This window comes from Stenotrophomonas sp. YJH_SMC_123, from assembly GCF_059368215.1.
The window spans coordinates 250,080-271,666 of sequence record NZ_JCAFRM010000001.1 but is presented as its reverse complement, the minus strand read 5'-3'; the positions used below and the strand labels follow the sequence as shown (position 1 = coordinate 271,666).

The following is a 21,587-nucleotide window of genomic DNA, read 5'->3' as shown; positions in this document are numbered from 1 at the left end:
GGGCCGCCGCTTCAATGGTGTAACCCTGAAGTATAGCCGCCACGGACCGCGATCAATGCCCGCGCAGGTCGCGCGGGCGGAAGCCCATCGCCAGCATGGCCACCGCGTAGGTCGCGCCGCCGCCGCCGACCAGCAGCATCAGGCCACCGATACGGTGCCATTTGTCCATGCCGGTGAAGTCGGGGACCCAGTGCAGCAGGGCCAGCAGCACGCCGACCATGGCCACGCAGGCCACCCCCAGCCGCACCAGATAGCCGCCCCAGCCCGGCCGCCGCTGGTAGACGTCGGTCTTGCCCAGCCAGTACCAGAGCAGGCCCAGGTTCAGGTAACTGGACAGCGCACTGGCAATGCCCAGCGCCAGGTGCAGGCCCGGCTGCTTGCCGATCGCCGCCATCACGCCCTGCGCCTTCAGCGCGTCGGGCACCATCACCTGGTACAGCACGGCCAGCAGCGCGAAGTTGAACACCATGTTGGCCACCAGCGCGGCCACGCCGGCACGCACCGGGGTCTTGGTGTCCTGGCGGGCGTAGAAGGCCGGCAACACCACCTTGAGCAGGGCGAACGCCGGCAGGCCGAAGCTCAGGCCGTACACCGACAGCGCGGTCATGCGGGTATCGAACGCGGTGAACTGGCGGTACTGGAACAGGGTGGCGATCAGCGGCTCGGCCAGCAGCACCAGGCCCAGCATCGCCGGCACGGAAATCAGCAGGGTCATGCGCAGGCCCCAGTCCAGCGAGCGCGAGAAGCCTTCGCGGTCGGTGCTGACGTGGTGGCGGGCCAGCGCCGGCAGGATCACCGTGCCCAGCGCCACGCCGAACACACCCAGCGGCAGCTCCAGGAAGCGATCGGCCAGCGACAGCCAGGACTGCGAGCCGTCGGTCAGCTTGGCCGCGATGAGGGTATCCAGCAGCAGGTTGATCTGCGCCACCGACGAACCGAACAGCGTCGGCACCATCAGCGTCAGCACCTTGCGCACCCCCGGATGGTTCCAGCCCCAGCGCGGCAGGGTCAGCAGGTTGATGCCCTTCAGCGAGGGCAGCTGGAACAGCAGCTGCAGGAGACCGGCCGCCAGCACCGCCCAGCCCAGCGCCAGGATCTGCTTCTCCGGGGTGCCGCCCAGCCGCGGCGCCAGCCACAGCGCACCGGCGATCATGCACAGGTTGAGGATGACCGGGGTCAGCGCCGGCATCGCGAAGCGCTGGAAGCTGTTCAGCGCACCGCCGGCCAGCGCGGTCAGCGACACGAACAGCAGGAACGGGAAGGTCAGGCGGAACAGGTCGACCAGCAGGGTCTGCTTGACCGGGTCGGTGTCAGCACCACTTGAGAATGCCACCGCCAGCTGCGGCGCGAAGATCAGCGCCAGGGCGGTGACCAGCATCAGCACCCCGCCCAGGGTGCCGGCGGTCCGGGACATCAGCTCACGCAGTTCGGCGTGGCTGCGGGTCTCCTTCACCTCGGTGAACACCGGCACGAAGGCGGTGGAGAAGGACCCCTCCGCGAACAACCGGCGCAGGAAATTGGGTATCCTGAAGGCAACCCAGAACGCATCGGTAACCGCATTGGTGCCGAACGTGGTAGTGATCACCTGATCCCGGACAAGTCCGAGAACCCGCGAGACCATGGTCATGCTGCTGAACGACAGCAGGCCCCGCAACATCTTCGGTGAACTCACTCAGCGTCCCTCTTGACAATCGACTTGACGTGCATTTCTCGGGCCATCATACTAGCTAGCTTGCTGTTCCCATAACACCGATTTTTTCAGGAAACCACCACCGTGGCCAATATCAAGTCCGCCAAGAAGCGCGCCAAGCAGACCGTCGTGCGCAACGCGCGCAACGTGGCTCAGCGCTCGATGCTGCGCACCGCTGTCAAGAAAGTGATCAAGGCGCTGGACGCCAACGATGCCGCCGGCGCCGAAGCCGCCTTCGCCGTTGCCCAGCCGATCCTGGATCGCTTCAGCGCGCGTGGCCTGATCCACAAGAACAAGGCTGCTCGCCACAAGAGCCGCCTGAACGACCGCATCAAGGCCCTCAAGGCCGCCTGATCCGGCGTTGCCGCCCTGCCCTTCGGGGTTGGGCAGCAGACAAAAGCCCGGCCCCGGCCGGGTTTTTTGTTGCCTGCGGTTCACCGGGATTGCCGGCCAGCGGCCGGCACTACCAAATGAAAAACCCGGCCGAAGCCGGGTTTTCCGCATGGAACCACAACGGCATTCACTGCGCGTTGCGGGCTTCCAGCTCGTCTTCCTTCTGGCGATCGAAGAAGGCCATGATCCGGCTCATGATCGGGAAGGTACCTTCGCGGCCCAGCGCGGAAACCAGGAACCACGGCTCCTTCCAGCCCAGCTCGGCGACGATCTGCTCGGCCGCGGCCTGCGCCTCGTCTTCGAACATCAGGTCAGCCTTGTTCAGCACCAGCCAGCGCGGCTTGTTCAGCAGCTCCGGATCGTGCTTCTCCAGCTCGCGTTCGATCGCACGCACCTGCTCCACCGGCGAAATGCCCTCCACGCCGCCTTCCATCGGCGAGATGTCCACCAGGTGCAGCAGCAGGCGGGTGCGCTGCAGGTGGCGCAGGAACTGCGCACCCAGGCCGGCGCCGTCCGCAGCGCCTTCGATCAGGCCCGGAATGTCGGCGATCACGAAGCTGCGGTGGTTCTCCACCTTCACCACGCCCAAGTTCGGGTACAGCGTGGTGAACGGGTAATCGGCCACCTTCGGCGTTGCCGCCGAAACGGCACGGATCAGGGTGCTCTTGCCGGCGTTGGGGAAGCCCAGCAGGCCGACATCGGCCAGCAGCTTCAGCTCCAGCTTCAACGTGCGCTCTTCGCCCGGCTCGCCTGGCAGCGCCTGGCGCGGCGAGCGGTTGGTCGAGCTCTTGAAGTGCATGTTGCCCAGGCCACCGCGACCGCCCTTGGCCACCAGCAGGCGGTCGCCGTGCTGGGTCAGGTCGCCGATGACTTCATCGGTGGCAACGTTGATGACCACGGTGCCGACCGGCACGGTGATGGTCAGGTCTTCGCCGCCCTTGCCATAGGCCTGGCGGCCCATGCCGTTCTCGCCGCGCTGCGCCTTGAAGATACGCTCATGGCGGAAGTCGACCAGGGTGTTCAGGTTTTCGTCGGCGCGGATGTACACGCTGCCGCCCGCACCGCCGTCGCCGCCGTCCGGGCCGCCGAGCGGAATGAACTTCTCGCGACGGAAGCCAATGCAGCCGTTGCCGCCGTTGCCGGCGAACACTTCGATTTCTGCTTCGTCTACCAGTTTCATTGTTTCGATGCCTGCGATGGGCGCGACCTGTTGGCCGCCACCTTGAATGTCATGCCGGCCGCGGGCCGGCAACCCGGCCCAGCCGGTCTTGCTTCAACTCTAACGAAAAGCCCCGCCGAAGCGGGGCTCTCCATGCAGCGTGCTCTTCATCCAGCACGGCCATGCCGCGGCACGGGTGCCGGCGATGCCTGGATCAGGCGTCGGCCGAGACGATGCTGACGGTGCGACGCTTCTTGGCGCCCTTGACCGAGAACTCCACCTTGCCGTCCACGAGGGCGAACAGGGTGTGGTCACGGCCCAGGCCAACGCCGGTGCCCGGGTGGAACTGGGTGCCGCGCTGACGCACGATGATGTTGCCGGCTTCGATGGCCTGGCCGCCGAAGATCTTGACGCCCAGGTACTTCGGGTTGGAGTCGCGACCGTTGCGCGAGGAGCCTACGCCCTTTTTATGTGCCATGACTGCTTCTCCTGATGCTTAGCCGGCGATGCCGGTGATCTCGATTTCGGTGTAGTACTGACGGTGACCCTGACGCTTCATGTGGTGCTTGCGGCGACGGAACTTGATGATCCGGACCTTGTCAGCACGACCCTGGGACAGGACCTTGGCGGTGACGGCAGCGCCCTTCAGCGCATCGCCCAGCTTCACGCCGTCGCTGTCACCCAGCATCAGGATGTTGTCAAACTTGATCTCGCTGCCGACTTCGACTTCGAGCTTTTCAATGCGGAGCTTTTCGCCCTGCGCCACGCGGTATTGCTTACCGCCGGTGACCAGTACTGCGTACATGACCAGGCCTTCCTCTGTAGTTATTGTGGTCTGAGCTGCCGCCATCGAGGGCGGACAGGAGCGGAATTGTACGCAGATCAGCGGGCGCGGGTCAAGTCAACCCCCGAACGCCGCGGGGGGACGGCTCCGGAACGGGGTCAGATCCCTTTTCACCCCGTGAAAAGGGATCTGACCCCTGCCTGACGGCCTGTCTCACCAGATGAGACATCGGGCTGGCATTGTCGCCCATTGCCCCCATCTGGTCACCTCGGTAGGCTGACCGATTGCCGTTCCCTGCTGGCCCGGCACCCAGCCAACGCCCCCACAACCGGATCCCCCATGGCGATGGATTTCATCCGCATCCGCGGCGCGCGGACGCACAACCTGAAGAACCTCGACCTCGACCTGCCCCGCGACAAGCTGATCGTGATCACCGGCCTGTCCGGCTCGGGCAAGTCCTCGCTGGCGTTCGACACCATCTATGCAGAAGGCCAGCGCCGCTATGTCGAGTCGCTGTCGGCCTATGCGCGCCAGTTCCTGAGCGTGATGGAAAAGCCGGACCTGGACCACATCGAGGGCCTGTCCCCGGCGATCTCGATCGAGCAGAAGTCGACCTCGCACAACCCGCGTTCGACGGTCGGCACGATCACCGAGATCTACGACTACCTGCGCCTGCTGTACGCCCGCGTCGGCACCCCGCGCTGCCCGGACCACGGCTATCCGCTGGAGGCGCAGACGGTCAGCCAGATGGTCGACCAGGTGCTGACCCTGGACCCGGAACAGCGCTACATGCTGCTGGCCCCGGTCATCCGCGACCGCAAGGGCGAGCATGCCCAGGTGTTCGACCAGCTGCGCGCGCAGGGTTTCGTGCGCGTGCGCGTGGACGGCGAGCTGCATGAAATCGATGCGGTGCCGCCGCTGGCGCTGCGCCAGAAGCACACCATCGAGGCGGTGATCGACCGCTTCCGCCCGCGCGAGGACATCAAGCAGCGCCTGGCCGAGAGCTTCGAGACCGCGCTGAAGCTGGGCGACGGCATGGCCTCGGTGCAGAGCCTGGACAGTGCCGACGCTTCGCCGACGCTGTTCTCCTCCAAGTACTCCTGCCCGGTCTGCGATTACTCGCTGCCGGAGCTGGAACCGCGCCTGTTCTCGTTCAACGCACCGATGGGCGCCTGCCCCGGCTGCGACGGCCTGGGCATGGCCGAATTCTTCGATCCTTCGCGCGTGGTGGTGCATCCCGAGCTGTCGCTGGCCGCCGGCGCGGTGCGCGGCTGGGACCGCCGCAACGCCTATTACTTCCAGCTGATCGCCTCGCTGGCCAAGCACTACCGGTTCGACGTCGACGCGGCATGGAACTCGCTGCCGCAGAACGTGCAGCAGGCCGTGCTGTACGGCAGCGGCGATGAGGCGATCACCTTCACCTACTTCACCGAAGCCGGTGGCCGCACCCAGCGCAAGCACCGCTTCGAGGGCATCATTCCCAACCTCGAGCGCCGCTACAAGGAAACCGAATCGCCGGCGGTGCGCGAAGAGCTGTCCAAGTACATCAGCGAACAGCCGTGCCCGGAATGCCATGGCGCGCGCCTGAACAAAGCGGCACGCAACGTGTTCGTGGCCGACCGCCCGCTGCCGGAGTTGGTGGTGCTGCCGATCGACGAGGCGCTGAAGTTCTTCAGCGAACTGAGCCTGCCGGGCTGGCGTGGCGAGATCGCCGCGAAGATCGTCAAGGAAATCGGTGAGCGCCTCGGCTTCCTGGTCGATGTGGGCCTGGATTACCTGACCCTGGAACGCAAGGCCGACACCCTGTCCGGTGGCGAGGCACAGCGCATCCGCCTGGCCAGCCAGATCGGCGCCGGCCTGGTCGGCGTGATGTACGTGCTCGACGAGCCGTCGATCGGCCTGCACCAGCGCGACAACGAGCGCCTGCTCGGCACCCTCACCCGCCTGCGCGACCTCGGCAACACGGTGATCGTGGTCGAGCATGACGAGGATGCGATCCGCCTGGCCGACTACGTGCTGGACATCGGCCCGGGCGCGGGCGTGCATGGCGGCGAGATCGTCGGCCAGGGCACCCTGCAGGACATCCTGGAGGCACCGCGCTCGCTGACCGGCCAGTACCTGTCGGGCAAGCGCGCGATCGAGATCCCCGCGCGCCGGCACAAGCCGAACCCGAAGATGACCCTGCACCTGCGCGGGGCCAGCGGCAACAACCTCAAGGGTGTGGACCTGGCGATTCCGTCGGGCCTGCTGACCTGCGTGACCGGTGTGTCCGGCTCCGGCAAGTCCACCCTGATCAACGACACCCTGTTCTCGCTGGCCGCCAACGAGATCAACGGTTCCTCGCACCCGATCGCCCCGTACAAGGAGATCGATGGCCTGGACCTGTTCGACAAGGTGGTGGACATCGACCAGTCACCGATCGGCCGCACCCCGCGTTCGAACCCGGCCACCTACACCGGCCTGTTCACCCCCCTGCGCGAACTGTTCGCACAGGTGCCCGAAGCGCGTGCGCGTGGCTATTCGCCGGGCCGTTTCAGCTTCAACGTGCGCGGTGGCCGCTGCGAAGCCTGCCAGGGCGACGGCCTGATCAAGGTGGAGATGCACTTCCTGCCGGACGTGTACGTGCCCTGCGACGTCTGCCATGGCAAGCGCTACAACCGCGAGACGCTCGAGATCCTGTACAAGGGCTTCAACATCAACGACGTGCTGGAAATGACCGTCGAGGATGCACTGAAGCTGTTCGAACCGGTGCCGTCGATCGCACGCAAGCTGGAAACCCTGGTCGACGTCGGCTTGAGCTACATCAAACTGGGCCAGAGCGCGACCACGCTGTCCGGTGGTGAAGCACAGCGCGTGAAGCTGTCCAAGGAACTGTCGCGCCGCGATACCGGCCGCACCCTGTACATCCTCGACGAACCGACCACCGGCCTGCACTTCCACGACATCGAAGCGCTGCTGGGCGTGCTGCACAAGCTGCGCGACGAAGGCAACACGGTGGTGGTGATCGAGCACAACCTGGACGTGATCAAGACCGCCGACTGGATCGTCGACCTGGGTCCGGAAGGCGGCCACCGCGGTGGCACCATCCTGGTCACCGGCACGCCGGAAGACGTGGCGGCCTGTCCGCAGTCGTATACCGGCCAGTTCCTGGCGCGCATGCTGCCGTCCACCAACGCGCGCCCGGAACAGCCGGCCGCCGTGGCCAACAAGCCCGACGCCCGCCCGCCACGCAAGGTGAAGCCTGAGAAGCCGGCCAAGGTTGCCAAGAAGGCCGCGGCCGCCAAGAGCACCGGCAAGGCCAGCAAGAGCACATCGAAGAAGAAGGACGCCTGATGAGCAGCGAACACAAGATCCTGGCCCGCATCCCGATCAGCGTGCGCTGGCGTGACATGGACAGCATGGGCCACGTCAACAACGCCAAGTACATTTCCTACCTGGAAGAAGCGCGCGTGCGCTGGATGCTGGGCGTGGACGGCGTATCGATGACCGACCGCATCGCACCGGTGGTGGCCGCGACCAACGTCAATTACCGGCTGCCGATCGTGTGGCCCAACGACATACTGGTCGAGCTGTTCGTCGAGCGCCTGGGCAACAGCAGCGTGACCATCGGCCACCGCATCGTCGACCAGCAGGACGCGTCGAAGCTGTATTCCGACGGCAACGTGGTGGTGGTGTGGATGGATACGCAGACCGGCAAGAGCGCGCCGCTGCCGGAGGCGATCCGCAGCGCCTCCACTTGACGCGCCCTGGTAGGTGCCGACCTTGGTCGGCACGCTTTGGCTGCAATGAGGTTGCCGGCCAGCGGCCGGCACTACCGATCCCATTCAATGGACTGACATGATCCACCAGACTGAACTGCGCGACCTGCTGCCCGGCATGGTCCCCTTCCCCACCGACGTCTTTCCCGCCGACCAGGCCTGGCTCGGCCAGCACCTGCTGCCGCTGCTGAAGATTGACCTGGGCGTGCTGCGGCCGGAACTGGCCGGCCAGGTGGCGACGATGCTGTGCCCGATCGAGCCGTACGACGGCTGCATCGGCGAGACCACCGAAGAACACCACAACGATTTCACCGGCACCAACTGGATCGCCTTCGAACTGACCGCCGGCAACGAGATGCGCTTCCTCGGCAATGAGGGCTATTTCATCGGCGAGGCGGTGCAGGACAAGGATGCGCAGGAGCACATCGCGCAGATGCGCGACAGCTACGCCAAGGCCCGCGATTACCATGCCGCGCACGGTCGTCTCGCCTGCTACTCGCGCTACGGCAAGGGTGAGGCCAGCGAACGCGACTACCTGGATACGCTGGGCGGACCGATAGGCTTCGGCAACTGGACCGAGACCGCGGAGATTCCCGCGGCCTTCGAACTGGGCTTCACCGACGCTGCCGATGACCCAAACGCTGCGGACGATGCCGAAACGGTGATCATCACCCGCAACGGCAACAAGTTCTTCGCCGTGGCCGGCGTAGCCGGCTACAACTGGTGCGCCACCGGCGCCGATGCGATCGTGATGCTGTACGAGCCGGAAAGCCGCACCGTGCTGTTCTCGTACGACTGGTCGTAAGGCCCTGTGGTAGTGCCGGCCGCTGGCCGGCATTGCCCGTGCTGCCGGCCAGCGGCCGGCACGACCATCCCGCTACGGCGCAGCCTTGCGTACGGCCAGCGTCGCACTTGCTTCGCCGCCGCCTTCCAGCTGCAGCCGTAGCGGCACCGCCTGCCCCTCCTTCAGCGCGCCCTTGCCCTGCATCAGCATCAGGTGCAGGCCACCGGGCTTGAGCTCGGCACGTGCACCCGGCGCCAGCGGCAGGCGCTCGATCGCGCGCATCCGGCTGACCCCATCCGTGATCGTGGTTTCGTGCAGCGACACATCATTGAAACTGCTGCTGGTCGCGCCGGTGATCACCACCGCCTTGCCGCAGCCGTTGTGGATGACGCCGTAGCCAGCGGTCATCGGCATTGCCGGATTCGGTGGCAACCGCGCCCAGCCCTGATCCACCGTGACGCAGCCCGATTCCGCCGCCGAGGCCGATGCTGCGGCCGCACACAGAAGCCACAGTACGCCAACGAATGGTTTGGTTATCATCGCCCAGGTTCCTTCTTCGCAACGAGACCGCAGCATGACGACGCTCATCGAGGTGATCAACCATGGCCCCATCCGCGAACTGCGCCTGGCGCGGCCGCCGGTCAACGCACTGGACACCGACCTGTGCCGGCAGTTGATCCATGCCATCGAGCTGGCCATGGCCGAAGACGCGCACGGCATCGTGCTGTCGGGCAGCGAGCGCATCTTCACCGGCGGCATGGACGTGCCGCACCTGCTCTCGCATGGCGATGACAAGCACAAGCTGCTGGACACCTGGAACGCCTTCTTTGGCGCCGTACGCACGCTGGCCGAGAGCCGCATCCCGGTGGTCGCGGCGATCACCGGCCACGCCCCGGCGGGCGGCTGCGTGCTGGCCCTGTGCTGCGACTACCGGGTGATGGCCCGCAGCGCCGATCCGTCGCGGCCATATGCCATCGGCCTGAACGAGGTGCAGGTGGGCCTGATCGCGCCGGAGGGCATCCAGCGCCTGCTGCGCCGTGCGGTGGGCGTGCACCGCGCCGGCGTGCTGCTGACCACCGGTTCGCTGGTACCGGCCGAACAGGCGGTGCAGATCGGCCTGGTGGATGAGCTGGCAGAGGGGGACCTGGTGGTGGCACGCGCGATTGCCTGGCTGCAGGACCTGCTCAGGCAGCCGCGCCAGCCGATGCTGCTGACCCGCGCCATCGCCCGCGCCGACCTGCACGTGGCGCTGCAGCCGGACCTGATCCAGCTCGACCGTTTCGTCGAGGCCTGGTTCGCCCCGGACGCACAGAACGCCCTGCAGGCCCTGGTAGCCCGGCTGGGCAAATAGCGGTTGCCCCGCCCGGGGTCAGATCCCTTTCGCCGGGCGAAAGGGATCTGACCCCTGACCGGTATAATCAGGCCCTCTTTCACTGCTGTGGCCGCCCCCTTGAACGACACGCCCGAACCCGTCGTCTCCGAGCTGATCGACCTGCTCACGCTGGAGCGGCTGGAGGACAACCTGTTCCGCGGGCAGAGCCGCGACATCGGCACCAAGTACGTGTTCGGCGGGCAGGTGCTGGGCCAGGCGCTGGCCGCGGCACAGGCCACGGTCGACAACGGCCGCCACGTGCACTCGCTGCACGCCTATTTCCTGCGCGCCGGCAACATCGACCACCCGATCGTCTACGACGTGGACCGTACCCGCGACGGCGGCAGCTTCTCGGTGCGCCGGGTCACCGCGATCCAGCACGGCAAGGTGATCTTCTTCTGCGCGGCATCGTTCCAGCAGGCCGAGACCGGCGCCGAGCACCAGCACAAGATGCCCGAAGTGCCGCAGCCGGAAGACATCGAACCGAACCGGCCGCTGCCGGCCGAAGTGCTGGAGCGGCTGCCGATCAAGGTGCAGCGCTGGCTGTCGCGCGGCGGCCCGTTCGAATTCCGCCACGTCTACCCGCGCGACGAACTGAACCCGCCCAAGCGCCCGCCCTACCACCAGGTGTGGCTGCGCCTGAGCGAGCCGGTCGGCGATGCTCCGGAACTGCACCAGGCCCTGCTGGCCTATGCCTCGGACTTCCACCTGCTGGGCACGGCGACGTTCCCGCACGGCATCAGCTACTACCACCCGCACGTGCAGATGGCCTCGCTCGACCACGCGATCTGGTTCCACCGCCCGTTCCGTGCCGACGACTGGCTGCTGTACTCGCTGGACAGCCCCAGCGCGCAGGATTCGCGCGGCCTGGCCCGCGGCCAGTTCTTCACCCGCAATGGTGTGCTGGTGGCCAGCACCGCGCAGGAGGGCCTGATCCGCGTGGTTCCCGACCAGGCTGCCGCGGCCGCCGTGCCGGCCAAGGAGTAAACCCATGCGCCAGATCTTCAGCAGCCAGCGCGTGGAAACCGTCGAAGGCGTGGCCGAGCTCCTGCGCGGGCATGGCATCGACGTCAAGGTGACCAACGGGCGCTCGTACAAGACCCGTCGCCGCGGCCAGTTCAGCTATACCGACCTCGGCAACGCCAACGCCTACCCGGCGGTATGGATCGTGCGCGCCGACGACCAGCCGCGTGCACGCGAGATCCTGCGTGAGGCGCGCCTGCTCGACACCACCCGCCGCGACCATCCGACCGCCGAGTTCGCCTTCCGCGACACGCCGGAACAGGGCAGCGGCGGCCGCAGCTGGGCCTGGCGCATCCGCATCGCCCTGCTGGTGGTGATCGCCGGCGTGGCGCTGGTGATCGGCCTGCGCCATCGCGATGCCCCGGCCCCGGCAGCACCGGCCCCTGCCCCGCAGGCCCAGCCGCAGCAGGCGCAACCGGCCCCGCAGGCCGCACCGGAAGAGGAAGAAGTCCGGGTCCGTATCCAGCCATCGAAATAACCCACGGGTCGTACCCGCCGCTGGCCGGCAACTGCAAAAAGGGGACGGAGGGGATTAAGTCGTTTGTGGCACAAACGACTTAATCCCCTCCGTCCCCTTTTTTGTCAGCACAGAAAGTCGGTCACATTGGGCGCGCGGCTCCGTCATGGGACACAATCCCAGCAGGAGAGCCGCCGCCATGACGACGTTCGCCGCATCGATCGACCAGACCCTGGAACGCGAACTGCCCGCCGCCGCCAGCGGTTGCCAGCACGCCTACGGCCGTATCGTGCTGGCCTGCCAGAACACGGTCACCGCCATCGCCCTGGCCATCACCCGCGACCGCCAGGCCAGCGAGGACATCGCCCAGGAGGCCTTCGTGAAGGGCTGGCAGCAGCTGCACCAGCTGCGCAGCGCGACCAGCTTCCTGCCCTGGCTGCGGCAGATCACCCGCAACCTGGCCCGCGACTGGCTGCGTGCGCAACGCGGCCGGCCGCTGACCGGCGAGGCCGCGGAGGTGGCGATGGGCATGGCCGCCGACCCGGCCCCAGGTGCGGCCGATCGCCTGCAGCGGGTGGAAGAGGAGATCGCCGCCGAGGACATCATCTCCGCGCTGCCCGCCGACAGCCGCGAAGTCCTGTTGCTGTACTACCGCGAAGGACAGCGCTCGCAGCAGGTCGCCGACCTGCTCGGGCTCAGCGATGCGGCCGTGCGCAAGCGCCTGTCGCGTGCACGTGCCCTGGTGCGCGAAGGCCTGCTGCAGCGCTTCGGTGAATTCGCCCGCAGCAGCGCGCCGAGCGCTGCATTCGCCACCGCCGTGGTGTCGATGGTGCTGGTGGCCGCGCCCGGCACCGCCAGTGCAGCGGTGCTGCTCGGCACCGGCGTCGGCATCGGCGGCAGCAAGCTCGGCCTCGGCGGCGCCAGCGTTGCCGGTGGAACCGCGATGGGCTCGTTGACCGCCACCCTGGGCCAGCTGCATGTGTTGCCGGCCGAAAGCTGGGGGGCGGTCATTGGTGGCGTTGCCGGTGGCGCGATCGGCAGCTATCTCGGCGGGCGCTTCCTGATGTCGTACACCGAAACTGCGGCAGAGCGGGCCGATGTGCGCCGCTTCCTCTACCTCAACATCACCACCGGCATGTTCTGGTGCCTGGCAATCCTGCTGGCTGTGGTGCTGCAGGCACCGGTCTGGACGCAGCTGACGGTGCTGGCGGTCGGGTTGGGCGTGGTCAACTACCAGTGCCTGGTGACGCTGCAGCGGGTGATGGCGCCGATGATCGCGCGCGATTCGGCGCGGCGCGGGCGAACCGGCATCAACTGGAAGTTCGAATCGATGTACGGCCGCACCGCCATCATCGCCATGAACCTGATGGTCATTGCGCTTGTGGCGTACTCGCTGATGCGCAGCGGCCGCTTGTAACGGACAACGCCGGCAGTGCCGCCGGCGTTGTCGTCATCACTGCATTGACCCTCAGCGCTGCGGCTTCGGTGCGCCGCCGTCGCGCGGACCGCCATGGCGCGGGCCTCCATGCATCGGGCCCTTGGCCGCATCAAACTCGGCCTTGCTCAGCTGGCCGTCCTTGTTGGTGTCGGCGGCGGCGAACCAGGCATCACGATGCTGCTTCATGCGCAGCTCGCGGTCGGCCTTGTCCAGGTAGCCGTCCTTGTTCAGATCAAGCTGGTCGAAGCGCGCGGCCAGGCGCGGATCGGCCTTGGCTTCCTCGCGGCTGATGCGGCCATCCTTGTTGACGTCCAGCGCGGCCCAGCGCTCACCGCCGTGGCCACGACGGCCATGCTGCCAGCGCGGCAGCTCGTCGCGCGAGAGCTTGCCGTCCTTGTTCTTGTCCAGCTCGTCGAACTTCGCGGCCAGGCGCGGGTTGGCGGCCGCCTCGCTGCGGTCGATCACGCCGTCACCGTTGGTGTCCAGCTTGGCCGGGCGCGGTGCCGGCGTGGCCGGGGTGTCGGCCGCCAGCGCGATACCGGATGCGGAGGTGCCGAGCAGCAGGGCCAGCAGCAGGGGGGTACGGATCATGAGGTCACTCCTGGGAATGGGAACAGCGTCGGGGTGATCACTTCACCCTCGGGGGACAACAACGCCCGGGCGCGACGTCGGTTGACGCTACTGCCGATTCCATTCATCCGGCGGACAGTCGCCGCCACTGCGACAACCTGGGGCTATGCTGTGCCCATGGCGATACATGGCGACAGAGACGACGAACTGCGACTTTTCCAGACCGGCGAGCACCCCTGCGGGTACTGGTCGGACCGGGTGGCACGCGACCTGGTGCTGGACCCGAACGACCGCCGCCTCGGCGCACTCTATCCACTGGCACTGAGCTGGGGCTTCCGCCGCAGCGGCGACCTGGTCTACCGGCCGCATTGCGCGCACTGCCAGGCCTGCGTGGCGGTGCGCATCCCGGTGGCCCGCTTCGCCCCGGACCGCAGCCAGCGCCGCTGTGCCACCCGCAATGACGACCTGGAGGTGCGGATCACCGCCGCCACCGCCCGCGATGACCTGTTCGCGCTGTACCACCGCTACCTCACCCACCGCCATGCCAACGGCGGCATGGACGACCACGGCCCGCACGAGTTCGAGCAGTTCCTGATCGGCAGCTGGTCGCACACCCGCTTCATGGAGATGCGCCTGCCCGGCCACGACGGCCAGCCCAGCCAGCTGTTGGGGGTAGCGGTGACCGACGTCACCGAGCACGGCCTGTCGGCGGTCTACACCTTCTTCGACCCGGACCACGCCGCGCGCGGGCTGGGCACCTTCGCGATCCTGCAGCAGATCGAGTGGGCGCGCCGCGAGGGCCTACCGCACGTGTATCTGGGCTACTGGATCCGCGGCCACCAGAAGATGGACTACAAGCGCCGCTTCCATCCGCTGGAAGCCTACGATGGCCGCCGCTGGCACGATTTCGACAAGGATCTGGACGGGCGTTGACAAACCGCTGACACCGGGCCGGGTGCACAATACGGCCCATGAACATGACCCGCCGCCATCCCCTGATCCTCGCCCTGGCCCTGCTCTGCGGCGCCACCGCCCCTGCCTTCGCCACGTCCCCTGCGATGACCGAAAAGCCGTCCGCTGCGCTGCGCCTGGCCACCTACAACACCTCGCTGTACTCCGATGACGCCGGTGGCCTGATCAAGGAGCTGGAAGGCGACAGCGAACACGCGCGCAAGATCGCCGCAGTGCTGCAGCAGGTGCGCCCGGACCTGGTGCTGCTGAACGAATTCGACTTCGACGACGCCCATCGCGCCGCCGACCTGTTCCAGAAGCGCTACCTGGAGGTCGCCCAGCCCGGTGGCGGCAAACCGCTGCACTTCGCCTACCGCTATCTGGCACCGGTCAACACCGGCGTGCCCAGCGGCCTGGACCTGGACAACAACGGCGTGGTCGGTGGCGAAGGCCGCAGCCGCGGCAACGATGCCTGGGGCTACGGCCTGCACCCGGGCCAGTACGGCATGCTGGTGCTGTCGCGCTACCCGATCGACGAAGCCAGGGTGCGCAGCTTCCAGCTACTGAAGTGGAGCGCGATGCCCGGCGCGATCCGCCCGGTCGACCCACGTACCGGCCAGAGCTTCTACAACGACCATGTGTGGTCGCAGCTGCGCCTGTCGTCGAAGTCGCATTGGGACGTGCCGGTGAAGACCCCGGCCGGCGTGGTGCACGCGCTGGTGTCGCACCCGACCCCGCCGGTGTTCGACGGCCCGGAAAAGCGCAACGCGGCGCGCAACCATGACGAGCTGCGCCTGTGGCAGGAATACCTGTCCAAGGGTGACAAGCCATGGCTGTGCGACGACAAGGGTCAGTGCGGCGGCCTGGCCCAGGACGCGCGCTTCGTGATCCTCGGCGACCTCAACAACGACCCGGTCGATGGTGATGGCCGCCATGAGGCGATCGTCGAACTGATCGAGAACGCCCGCGTGCTGCGCTACCCCACCCCGCGCAGCGTCGGTGGCGAGCAGACCAGCCTGGCCTATGCGGCCAAGGGCATCGAGCGCAATGGCGCACCGTTCCATGCCACCGGCGATTTCGGCCCGAAATCCGGCACGATGCGCCTGGACTACGTACTGCCCTCGACCGGTTTCGAATATGTCGGCAGCGGTATCTTCTGGCCGGCCAATGAAAGCCCGGAAGCGAAGATCGCCGACGGCAGCGACCACCACCTGGTGTGGGTGGACGTGCGGTAGAGTCGACGGCCCTGAAAAGGGGACGGAGGGGATTAAGTCGTTTGTGGCACAAACGACTTAATCCCCTCCGTCCCCTTTTTTGCTTTACGGTCGCAGTTCGACGCCGATGGCGTCGGCGGCATCTCGCGCGATGGCGCGCGCCTCGTCGATGGTTTCCGCGCGCGCCAGGGTGACACCGACGCGGCGATGGCCATGCACGCTCGGCTTGCCGAACAGGCGTACGGCAGTATCCGGCACCTGCAATGCAGCGGCGACGTTGTTGAAGTACGGCACGCCCTCGCCGTGTGCCAACAGCGCGCACGACGCCGACGGGCCGCTCTGGCGGATCACCGGGATCGGCAGGCCGAGGATGGCGCGCGCATGCAGCGCGAACTCGCTCAACTCCTGCGATACCAGCGTCACCAGGCCGGTGTCGTGCGGGCGCGGCGACACTTCGCTGAACCACACTTCGTCGCCCTTCACGAACAGCTCCACGCCGAACAGGCCCCAGCCGCCGAGGTCATCGGTGATCGCGCGCGAAATCTCTTCGGCACGCGCCAGTGCCGCGCTCGACATCGGCTGCGGCTGCCAGCTTTCGCGGTAGTCGCCATCCTTCTGCAGATGGCCGATCGGCGCACAGAACGAGGTGCCACCGGCATGGCGCACGGTCAGCAGGGTGATCTCGTAATCGAAATCGATGAAGCCTTCGACGATGCAGCGGCCGGCACCGGCGCGGCCACCGGTCTGCGCGTAGTCCCAGGCCGGGGCGATGTCCGCCTCGCTGCGCAGGGTGCTCTGGCCCTTGCCCGAGGACGACATCACCGGCTTGACCACGCACGGCAGGCCGATGGCGGCGACGGCAGCACGGTATTCCGCCTCGGTATCGACGAAGCGGTACGGCGAGGTCGGCAGTCCCAGGGTTTCGGCGGCCAGGCGACGGATGCCTTCGCGATCCATGGTCAGGCGTGCGGCGCGCGCGGTCGGGATCACCCGCAGGCCCTGCTCCTGTTCCAGCTGGACCAGGGTCTCGGTGTGGATGGCCTCGATTTCCGGCACCACCAGGTGCGGCTGCTCCTGGGCGATCAGCGCCCGCAGCGCCATCGCATCGAGCATGTCGATCACGTGCGAGCGGTGCGCGACCTGCATGGCCGGGGCGTCGGCATAGCGATCGGCGGCGATCACCTCCACGCCCAGCCGCTGCAGCTCGATGGCCACCTCCTTGCCGAGTTCGCCCGAGCCCAGCAGCAGCACGCGGGTGGCGGAGGGGGACAACGGCGTTCCAAGCTTGGCCATGGCGGTTCCAGCAGCGATGTGAAGGCGGGAGGGCATTCTAGCTGGCCGGGCACCCTGACCATGGCATCCGACGAACGGTAGTGGACAGGTGATATCACTTTGATATCTTAAATTTGAACCCTCAAGGACGTACCGCCATGAAAGAGAAGTCGCTGTCTTCCCTCAACGGCCTCGGCACGCTGGTCGGCGCCCTGCTCGTCGGCCTCGCCGGCGCCGCCCTGTTCGTGGTGGGCGTGGCGGCCAAGGCCAGCACCGGCTCGCCCAGCCTGCTGCTGATGCTGCTGGGCGCCCTGCTGGTGGCGCTGGGCGTGTTCATCCTGGCCGGTCTGTACACCATCCAGCCCAACCAGGCGGCGGTCCTTAGCCTGTTCGGCAAGTACGTGGGCACGGTGAAGGACAACGGCCTGCGCTGGAACAACCCCTTCTTTGCCAAGCGCCGGGTCAGCCAGCGCGTGCGCAACTTCGAGAGCGGCAAGCTGAAGGTCAACGAGCTGGACGGCAGCCCGATCGAGATCGCCGCGGTGATCGTCTGGCAGGTGGTCGACGCCTCCGAGGCCGTCTACAACGTGGACGACTACGAGAGCTTCGTGCACATCCAGTCCGAATCGGCGCTGCGTGCGATGGCCACCAGCTATCCCTACGACCAGCACGAAGATGGCCAGCTGGCCCTGCGCAGCCATGCCAGCGAGATCTCCCAGCACCTGAAGAACGAGCTGGCCGAACGCCTGGCCGACGCCGGCGTGCAGGTGATCGACGCACGCATCAGCCATCTCGCCTACGCCGCCGAAATCGCCCAGGCGATGCTGCAGCGTCAGCAGGCCAACGCGGTGATCGCCGCACGCACGCGCATCGTGGCCGGTGCGGTGGGCATGGTTGAAATGGCCCTGGCCGAACTGCAGAAGAACGGCGTGGTGCAGCTGGATGAAGAACGCAAGGCGCACATGGTCAGCAACCTGCTGACCGTGCTGTGCTCGGACCGCGGTACCCAGCCGATCGTCAACGCCGGTTCGCTGTACTGAACCACCCTCGCAACGGGGTGCCCCACCACCCCGCCAGGAGCTTGCATGAGTGAGAAGAAAGCCTACCCGCTGCGCATCAATGCCGACGTCCTGGCCGCCGCGCAACGCTGGGCTGACGACGAGCTGCGCAGCCTCAACGCACAGATCGAATACGTGCTGCGCGACGCCCTGCGCAAGGCAGGACGCCTGCCGAAACCCACGCCATCTTCGGGGGACAAGGAATGAGCAAGCGCTGGAGCTACCAGACGATCGAGGTCAAGACGTCCATGATGGGCCAGCTCAAGGCCGAGGACATCCAGAGCGAACTGAGCCGCCAGGGCCAACTGGGCTGGGAGCTGGTCAACATCATCATCCCCGCACCGATGCGCCCGGCGATGCTGGTATTCAAGAAGGAGGCCTGAGCCATGGGTGCCAGCGATCCAAAGCAGTACGAGGTGGCCGAGAGTTCGCCGTTGCGCGTGCTGTGGATCGTGCTGCCCCTGCTCGCCGCCTTCGTGGCCTGCCTGTATGCGCAGCTGTACAAGGCACCGGCCACGGCGCCCTGGATCGAAGTGACGCTGTCGCCGCCCTGGTTCCGGATGGGCGGCAGTGCCGCCTGGAGCCTGCTGGTGATCGCCGCGCTCGGCATCGGGTTGGGCGCGGCGTTCTTCCGCCGCCGGGTGGAACTAGCCGACGACGTGCTGGACGTGCGCTCGACGATGTACCGCCGCCGCGTTCCGGTGGCACAGCTGCGGCTGGACCAGGCCGAGGTGGTCGACCTGCAGCGTGACCGCCGCTATGGCATTCGTTTCAAGACCAATGGCTATGCGATGCCGGGCTTCTATTCCGGCCACTTCCGCCTGCAGGGCGGCAGCAAGGGGTTCGCGCTGGTCACCGACCGCACGCGCGTTCTCGCCCTGCCGGTCAGCGATGGCAGCACGCTGCTGCTCAGCCTGGAGCGGCCGCAGGTGCTGCTGGACGCACTGCGCAAGGTGGCCGCACCGGCGCCTCGGCGGTAAGCTGCGGCGATGCAACGACGCGCCCCCCTGCTGATCAATACCGAGGCCATCGAGCTGTGGCCCGCCCACCTGCTGCGCGCACGAAGCAACCTGGATGCCCGTCTGCTGTCGCAGGCACAGTGGGTGCTGCGGCGCAAGCGCGATGGCCGCTACCTGGCGGCGGTAACGACGCATGGCGTGCATTCGCTGGTGCCACGCCTGCCGCGCGAGCCCGGGGCCGAGGACGCACTGGCGCTGCTCGATGCAGCGGCGGCACGTCCGTTCGGCGCTGCGCTGCAGGAACAGTGGCTGCCGCTGGCCGGGCTGCAGCAACGCCTGCAGCAACTGGGCCTGGATGCACAGCGCTATGCCGACGACAGCGGCCTGCCACTGGAGCCCGAACCGTGCCTGCTGCACTTCGCCGGCCGTGACCGCTTCGGCCGCCCGCTGTGGCTGCGCCGTGGCGCCGCGCAGGGATGGCGGCGGATGCGCCTGCAGGCGGCACGGGAGGGCATCGCGCTCGACGCAATTTCCGGCTTCCGCAGCCATGCCTACCAGCTGGGCATCTTTGAACGGAAACTGGCGCGCGGCCTGAGCGTGGCGGAGATCCTGAAGGTCAATGCCGCCCCGGGTTTCAGCGAACACCACAGCGGCCACGCGCTGGACATCGGCACACCGGGCGATGCCCCGGCCGAGGAATCATTTGAAGCCACCGACGCGTTCGCCTGGCTGCAGGTGCATGCCGGCGGGCATGGCTTCCATCTGAGCTACCCACGCGACAACCCGCACGGCATCGTCTACGAACCCTGGCACTGGTGCTGGAGGCCGGCCAACAGCTGAGCCCCTCGTGGCGCCCGCACGCGGAATGGAACGAGAGAGCGAAGACAAAAGCGGGCCGCTTCGCTCGAAGCCGAGCATGGCTCGGCTCTACAGCAGCTGCCGCGCAACGCCCCCATGTCGTGCCGAGCCATGCTCGGCTGTACCCGGATTGCCGTCACCGCCTCAACGCATTGATCGCCAGCACCACCCAGCCGGCCATCATGCTGGTGCCACCGATCGGCGCCATCCGCGTCGGCCACTGCCACAGCGCCCCGCCCACCAGGCTGCCTGAAAACAACAGCACACCCAGCAGCAGCACGTACAGCGCCAGGTGTGCGATCGCCCCGTGCGCGCGCGGCCCGAGTGCCACCAGTACCGCACCATGCGCGAACGCGTACAGCGCCGCCATGTTCAGGTGCTGCTGCGCCAGCGGATCGGCCACGCCATGCGAGGCGTAGGCGGACAGGCCGATCGAGGCAGCGGCCAGCAGCGCCCCCAGGCAGGCGAGCAGGGACGGCTTACGTGCACGACGTTCGAGATTGAACATGGGGGCTCCTTGCGCAGCGCCCCTTGCCGGGCGCCGGATCAAAAAAAACGCGCCGCAATGAGCGGCGCGTTTTCGTGTCCAACACTACATGGGTCAGCCGAGGCTTACTTGACGGCCCAGTAGATGTCGTAGGTCGCTTCCGGGGTGAACGACTTGTCGATGCCGTCCTTCCAGGTTTCGTACGGGCGGTCGATGACTTCGTTGCCCGAAGTCACGGCCCAGGCACGCAGGCCGTTGCGGGCCACGTCCAGACCCGCCATGTGGCCGGTGTAGGCCGCATGCGCCGAACGGTGCGGAGCAACGTGCACGTACTTGACCGGAGCGCCGCCGTCGATCTTGACGGTCAGCTCGTCGGCAGCAGCACCTTCAGCACCCTTCTTCTTCACCGGCTGGGCGATGTCGAAGGCGTACTTCTCCTGGCCGAAGTCGGTGGTGATGATGCGGAACGGGCCGGCGGCTTCAAGGCCATTGGCCTCCATCACGCGCTTGATCCACTCCTGGTTGTCCTTGATGGACTTGGTGATGGTGTCCTGACCGCGGTCCACGTTGCCGGCGTTGACCACCAGCAGGTTCTCGGCCGGCACTTCAACGATGGCCAGGTCGGTCAGCGGGGCTTCCGGCGTGCGGTAGTCCACGTTCGGCACGGTTGCGAGCATGTTGGCGATGCGCGACAGGCCCAGCTTGATGTCATCGCCGATCTGGCGGCTGACATACAGGCCGGCGTAACGGCCGAACAGGTCGAAGCCGTACTTCACCGAGTAGTCCTGGGTGATCTTGACGTTGCGACCGCCCTTGCCGGTCGGCTCCAGGTTGAAGGTGGTGACCTTGTCGTGACCCTTGGTGGCGTCTTCGATGGCGATCACAACACGCTTGTTCTCTTCGGCTTCGGTGATCTTCCAGGAACCGGTGCCCAGCTCCTTGGAGGTGAAGTCGAGGGTGGCACCGGTACCGGAGGCCGGGCCGGACAGCTTCAGTTCAACGGCGGGATCGCGCAGTACCAGCGGGTTCCAGTCCTTGAAGCGGCGCAGGCTGCTGACCGTGTCGTACACGATCGTCATCTTGCGGTTGGTCTCGATGCTTTCGGTGATGTGACGCTCGCCCGGCAGACATACGCCAATGATGACGAACAGGCCAGCCACGATCCCCAAGGCGATCAGGAACTCGATAATACGGGTCATTCAGAGAGTCTCCGGGGCCGATCCCACGGCCGGGTTGATTGAAGCGAAGCGCCAATCCTAGCAGGCTTCGCGGGCATTGTTTATCGGGATTGGCGCACCGGTTTCCCTGCCGGCTGCGTATTTGTATGGACAAAGAATTCGAAGGGTAACGCATACCGCTA

At 67.0% G+C, this 21,587-nt stretch carries 24 protein-coding genes; 15 read left to right on the top strand and 9 right to left on the bottom strand.

Features of this window, described 5'->3' with window-relative positions:
* Positions 1-52: 52 nt before the first annotated feature.
* A complete protein-coding gene (gene murJ / locus AC5P5W_RS01290) occupies positions 53-1,657 on the bottom strand; it encodes a murein biosynthesis integral membrane protein MurJ (RefSeq protein WP_032956397.1) in 1,605 nt (534 codons plus the stop codon).
* A 117-nt stretch (positions 1,658-1,774) separates the two neighbouring features.
* On the opposite strand from murJ, the gene rpsT reads away from it, so the two are divergent.
* A complete protein-coding gene (gene rpsT / locus AC5P5W_RS01285) occupies positions 1,775-2,044 on the top strand; it encodes a 30S ribosomal protein S20 (RefSeq protein WP_005408560.1) in 270 nt (89 codons plus the stop codon).
* Positions 2,045-2,210: 166 nt separating this feature from the next.
* Here rpsT and cgtA read toward each other — a convergent pair whose 3' ends face one another.
* The 3 genes from cgtA to rplU all read right to left on the bottom strand — a co-directional run bounded on the left by cgtA (position 2,211) and on the right by rplU (position 4,047).
* Entirely contained in the window at positions 2,211-3,263 is a 1,053-nt protein-coding gene (gene cgtA / locus AC5P5W_RS01280) for an Obg family GTPase CgtA (RefSeq protein WP_014646373.1), read from the bottom strand.
* Positions 3,264-3,456: 193 nt separating this feature from the next.
* Positions 3,457-3,720: a 50S ribosomal protein L27 gene (gene rpmA, locus AC5P5W_RS01275; protein WP_005408558.1), complete on the bottom strand. Its 264-nt coding sequence runs from the start codon at positions 3,718-3,720 to the stop codon at positions 3,457-3,459.
* Between the two features lie 18 nt (positions 3,721-3,738).
* Positions 3,739-4,047 (bottom strand): 50S ribosomal protein L21, encoded by a 309-nt coding sequence (rplU, locus tag AC5P5W_RS01270; protein WP_005408557.1) that lies wholly within the window; start codon positions 4,045-4,047, stop codon positions 3,739-3,741.
* A 318-nt stretch (positions 4,048-4,365) separates the two neighbouring features.
* On the opposite strand from rplU, the gene uvrA reads away from it, so the two are divergent.
* From uvrA to AC5P5W_RS01255, 3 genes are all read left to right on the top strand, one after another.
* Positions 4,366-7,359 (top strand): excinuclease ABC subunit UvrA, encoded by a 2,994-nt coding sequence (gene uvrA / locus AC5P5W_RS01265; protein WP_197574637.1) that lies wholly within the window; start codon positions 4,366-4,368, stop codon positions 7,357-7,359.
* Complete coding sequence (locus AC5P5W_RS01260; RefSeq protein ID WP_032956469.1) at positions 7,359-7,766, top strand: acyl-CoA thioesterase; 408 nt, start codon at positions 7,359-7,361, stop codon at positions 7,764-7,766. The genes uvrA and AC5P5W_RS01260 overlap by 1 nt, the downstream gene beginning before the upstream one ends.
* Positions 7,767-7,863: 97 nt before the next feature.
* Positions 7,864-8,589 (top strand): hypothetical protein, encoded by a 726-nt coding sequence (locus AC5P5W_RS01255; RefSeq protein ID WP_014646370.1) that lies wholly within the window; start codon positions 7,864-7,866, stop codon positions 8,587-8,589.
* Positions 8,590-8,661: 72 nt separating this feature from the next.
* Here AC5P5W_RS01255 and AC5P5W_RS01250 read toward each other — a convergent pair whose 3' ends face one another.
* Complete coding sequence (locus AC5P5W_RS01250) at positions 8,662-9,108, bottom strand: copper chaperone PCu(A)C (RefSeq protein WP_041863160.1); 447 nt, start codon at positions 9,106-9,108, stop codon at positions 8,662-8,664.
* 34 nt (positions 9,109-9,142) lie between these two features.
* Here AC5P5W_RS01250 and AC5P5W_RS01245 point away from each other — a divergent pair, with 34 nt between their 5' ends.
* The 4 genes from AC5P5W_RS01245 (at position 9,143) to AC5P5W_RS01230 (ending at position 12,837) form a co-directional block, all read left to right on the top strand.
* Positions 9,143-9,919, top strand: coding sequence for an enoyl-CoA hydratase/isomerase family protein (locus tag AC5P5W_RS01245; protein WP_014646368.1), 777 nt, complete (start codon positions 9,143-9,145; stop codon positions 9,917-9,919).
* An 87-nt stretch (positions 9,920-10,006) separates the two neighbouring features.
* Entirely contained in the window at positions 10,007-10,927 is a 921-nt protein-coding gene (gene tesB, locus AC5P5W_RS01240; protein WP_005408551.1) for an acyl-CoA thioesterase II, read from the top strand.
* A gap of 4 nt (positions 10,928-10,931) precedes the next feature.
* On the top strand, positions 10,932-11,441 hold the full coding sequence (locus AC5P5W_RS01235; RefSeq protein ID WP_046429517.1) for a pathogenicity-like protein: 510 nt from the start codon (positions 10,932-10,934) through the stop codon (positions 11,439-11,441).
* 178 nt (positions 11,442-11,619) lie between these two features.
* Positions 11,620-12,837 (top strand): RNA polymerase sigma factor, encoded by a 1,218-nt coding sequence (locus AC5P5W_RS01230; RefSeq protein ID WP_126411832.1) that lies wholly within the window; start codon positions 11,620-11,622, stop codon positions 12,835-12,837.
* Between the two features lie 51 nt (positions 12,838-12,888).
* Here AC5P5W_RS01230 and AC5P5W_RS01225 read toward each other — a convergent pair whose 3' ends face one another.
* Positions 12,889-13,449: an EF-hand domain-containing protein gene (locus tag AC5P5W_RS01225; RefSeq protein WP_014646365.1), complete on the bottom strand. Its 561-nt coding sequence runs from the start codon at positions 13,447-13,449 to the stop codon at positions 12,889-12,891.
* 156 nt (positions 13,450-13,605) lie between these two features.
* On the opposite strand from AC5P5W_RS01225, the gene AC5P5W_RS01220 reads away from it, so the two are divergent.
* Both AC5P5W_RS01220 and AC5P5W_RS01215 read left to right on the top strand, forming a co-directional pair.
* On the top strand, positions 13,606-14,361 hold the full coding sequence (locus tag AC5P5W_RS01220) for an arginyltransferase (protein ID WP_032961379.1): 756 nt from the start codon (positions 13,606-13,608) through the stop codon (positions 14,359-14,361).
* A gap of 38 nt (positions 14,362-14,399) precedes the next feature.
* The gene (locus AC5P5W_RS01215; protein ID WP_197575240.1) at positions 14,400-15,614 is read left to right on the top strand and encodes an endonuclease/exonuclease/phosphatase family protein; all 1,215 of its coding nucleotides are present in this window, start codon (positions 14,400-14,402) and stop codon (positions 15,612-15,614) included.
* A gap of 84 nt (positions 15,615-15,698) precedes the next feature.
* Here the strand turns inward: AC5P5W_RS01215 and purT are convergent, their stop codons facing one another.
* Positions 15,699-16,886 (bottom strand): formate-dependent phosphoribosylglycinamide formyltransferase, encoded by a 1,188-nt coding sequence (purT, locus tag AC5P5W_RS01210; RefSeq protein WP_014646362.1) that lies wholly within the window; start codon positions 16,884-16,886, stop codon positions 15,699-15,701.
* Between the two features lie 137 nt (positions 16,887-17,023).
* Between purT and AC5P5W_RS01205 the strand changes: the two genes are divergently transcribed.
* Genes AC5P5W_RS01205 through AC5P5W_RS01185 form a run of 5 tightly spaced genes read left to right on the top strand, consistent with a single transcriptional unit; the run spans position 17,024 to position 19,722 of the window.
* Positions 17,024-17,905: an SPFH domain-containing protein gene (locus tag AC5P5W_RS01205; protein ID WP_014646361.1), complete on the top strand. Its 882-nt coding sequence runs from the start codon at positions 17,024-17,026 to the stop codon at positions 17,903-17,905.
* 45 nt (positions 17,906-17,950) lie between these two features.
* A complete protein-coding gene (locus AC5P5W_RS01200; protein WP_014646360.1) occupies positions 17,951-18,130 on the top strand; it encodes a type II toxin-antitoxin system antitoxin in 180 nt (59 codons plus the stop codon).
* Complete coding sequence (locus tag AC5P5W_RS01195) at positions 18,127-18,306, top strand: DUF4177 domain-containing protein (RefSeq protein ID WP_014646359.1); 180 nt, start codon at positions 18,127-18,129, stop codon at positions 18,304-18,306. The genes AC5P5W_RS01200 and AC5P5W_RS01195 overlap by 4 nt, the downstream gene beginning before the upstream one ends.
* A gap of 3 nt (positions 18,307-18,309) precedes the next feature.
* Positions 18,310-18,903 (top strand): PH domain-containing protein, encoded by a 594-nt coding sequence (locus AC5P5W_RS01190; RefSeq protein WP_197575238.1) that lies wholly within the window; start codon positions 18,310-18,312, stop codon positions 18,901-18,903.
* 9 nt (positions 18,904-18,912) lie between these two features.
* The gene (locus AC5P5W_RS01185; protein ID WP_197575236.1) at positions 18,913-19,722 is read left to right on the top strand and encodes a M15 family metallopeptidase; all 810 of its coding nucleotides are present in this window, start codon (positions 18,913-18,915) and stop codon (positions 19,720-19,722) included.
* Positions 19,723-19,876: 154 nt separating this feature from the next.
* Here the strand turns inward: AC5P5W_RS01185 and AC5P5W_RS01180 are convergent, their stop codons facing one another.
* Positions 19,877-20,248 (bottom strand): DUF423 domain-containing protein, encoded by a 372-nt coding sequence (locus AC5P5W_RS01180; protein ID WP_014646356.1) that lies wholly within the window; start codon positions 20,246-20,248, stop codon positions 19,877-19,879.
* A 104-nt stretch (positions 20,249-20,352) separates the two neighbouring features.
* A complete protein-coding gene (locus tag AC5P5W_RS01175) occupies positions 20,353-21,426 on the bottom strand; it encodes a polyketide cyclase (protein ID WP_049406424.1) in 1,074 nt (357 codons plus the stop codon).
* Between the last annotated feature and the right edge of the window lie 161 nt (positions 21,427-21,587).